The sequence below is a fragment of the uncultured Tenacibaculum sp. genome, assembly GCF_947494125.1.
Lineage (GTDB): Bacteria > Bacteroidota > Bacteroidia > Flavobacteriales > Flavobacteriaceae > Polaribacter.
This window is the reverse complement of the sequence record NZ_CANLTU010000029.1, coordinates 1-2,662: the sequence shown is the minus strand read 5'-3', so window position 1 is coordinate 2,662 and position 2,662 is coordinate 1. Positions and strand designations below refer to the sequence as shown.

At 27.8% G+C, this 2,662-nt stretch carries 1 protein-coding gene; it reads left to right on the top strand.

The genetic code is table 11. From position 1 onward, the window contains the following. Window positions 1-468: 468 nt before the first annotated feature. Window positions 469-2,662 (top strand): thrombospondin type 3 repeat-containing protein (locus tag Q0881_RS17625; protein WP_299163253.1); only part of this gene is annotated, 2,194 nt, incomplete at its 3' end.

Sequence of the window (2,662 nt, the reverse complement as noted above, 5' to 3'; positions counted from 1 at the left end):
TTTTATAAAAATTTTAGTAAACATAAGATGTTGATAGTTTATTTATTAAAAGTTTTGCTTAACACAAGGTGTTAATGCAATATTTTATAAAAATTTTAGTAAACATAAGATGTTGATAGTTTATTTATTAAAAGTTTTGCTTAACACAAGGTGTTAATGTAATATTTTATAAAAATTTTAGTAAACATAAAGTGTTGACATTATATACTATAAAAGTTTTTATAAGCACGTAATGTTAATAAAACTAATAATATAAAACTATGATCAAGGTCTTTATCCTTTAGGTTTAAAAAGATTTACAGAAACCGTTGCTAAATTAGAATTAGGAAACTTTTTAAAAGTGTTTTTATCGGGAACCAGCTCGAATATTTTCGAGCATTTTTCTTAGGTGTTTTATAATGATGAATAATGTCTTTTCTTTTAAGGCGGTTTTAATTATTTTTGGCTTCAAATTAAAAAAAAATTATTATGAAGAGATTATTACTTATAGTACTCTCCTTTTTTGGGGTGCTCGTAAATGCACAGGAAATTTCTCAAAGCGATAAGCAAGCTTTACTAACTTTATACAATGTCACTGATGGTGTAAATTGGACTTATAAATGGGATTTAAATAAACCTCCCAAAAATTGGCATGGAATAACATTAAATGCTGAAGGAAGGGTTATAAAAGTAATAATACATTCGAATAATTTAAAAGGAAACATTCCTTCTGAAATTGGAAGTTTAGAGAAGTTAGAATTTCTTAACTTATCAAATAATAATCTTAAAGATGAAATTCCTAAGGAGATTGGCAATCTAACTAAATTAAAAACACTACATTTTTATTCTAATAAATTGATAGGGGCTATTCCTAATGAAATAGGAAACTTAGAAAATTTAGAAGACCTTAATTTATCAAATAATAATCTTAGTAGTAATATTCCTAAAGAAATTGGTAAGTTGACTAAACTAAGGAAACTTAACCTTTTTTATAACAAATTTACAGGAGTTATTCCTATCGAAATAGGTAATATGCTTGGTTTAGAAACTATAAACCTTAGTGATAATCAATTAAATGGGAGTATTCCAAGCGCTATCGGAAATCTACCTTTATTGAGGAGTATTAATCTTAGTATTAATGGGTTAACAGATATACCTAGTTCCTTAGCTAACCTTAAAGTAATTGAAAGTATTGATTTTTCACATAATAATTTGACAGGAACTATTCCTGCATCCTTAAATACTTTAACAACCTTGAAAAGTATTAGATTAGGATTCAATAAAGATTTATCAGGTAGTGTACCAGACCTAAGTGGCTTAGTGAATTTAATTACAATTCATATTCGAAATACAAATATAACAGGACCTTTTCCAGATTTTTTATGGGACTTAAATAAAATAGAAAATATAAGTTTTGATGCAGTACAATTTGATGCATATGAAATTCCTGAAAAAATATCCAATTTAACTAATTTAAGAAATATCTCTCTAATAAAAACTAATCTATCAGGAAGCTTACCAAATGTATTTGATTCACTAACAAAACTTTCTTCTTTTGTCGTTTTTACTAATAATTTAACAGGCGAAATTCCAGCTAGTTTTGAAACATTAACAAATTTATTTCAAGCAAATTTTGCAGACAATAATTTGTCTGGTAAAGTACCTACAACTGCTTCTAGTGGATTAAAAAGATTTGGAATACACCAAAATCAATACATTTTTGAAGATATTGAACCAGTTATAGATATATATAAGGAATATTTATTATACAATAACCAGTCGAAAATTGATGATGAAATGAATGTGTCAATTTTAGTAAAAAAGGATGTTATACTTTCTGTTGTACAAACTAAAAGTTCTAATAACTCATATCAATGGAGGAAAAATGAAGAGAATATAATTGGAGCTAATGAAGCAACGTATACAATATCTGATGCAAAAATAGAAGATGTAGGAGAGTATGACTGTGTTATTACAAATAGCAAATTACCTAAATTAACATTATATAGAAATAAAATAAAATTAAATATAGTTTTAGATGAAGATAATGACGGGGTATTTAATAACCTAGATAAATGTTTAAATACACCAGCAGGAGAAACAGTAAACAGTGATGGATGCTCAGAAAGTGAATTAGATGAAGATAATGACGGGGTATTTAATAACCTAGATAAATGTTTAAATACACCAGCAGGAGAAACAGTAAACAGTGATGGATGCTCAGAAAGTGAATTAGATGAAGATAATGACGGGGTATTTAATAACCTAGATAAATGTTTAAATACACCAGCAGGAGAAACAGTAAACAGTGATGGATGCTCAGAAAGTGAATTGGATGAAGATAATGACGGGGTATTTAATAACCTAGATAAATGTTTAAATACACCAGCAGGAGAAACAGTAAACAGTGATGGATGCTCAGAAAGTGAATTGGATGAAGATAATGACGGGGTATTTAATAACCTAGATAAATGTTTAAATACACCAGAAGGAGAAACAGTAAACAGTGATGGGTGCTCAGAAAGTGAGTTAGATGATGATAATGACGGGGTATTTAATAACCTAGATAAATGTTTAAATACACCAGCAGGAGAAATAGTAAATATTGATGGATGCTCAGAAAGTGAATTGGATGAAGATAATGACGGGGTATTTAATAACCTAGATAAATGTTTAAATACAC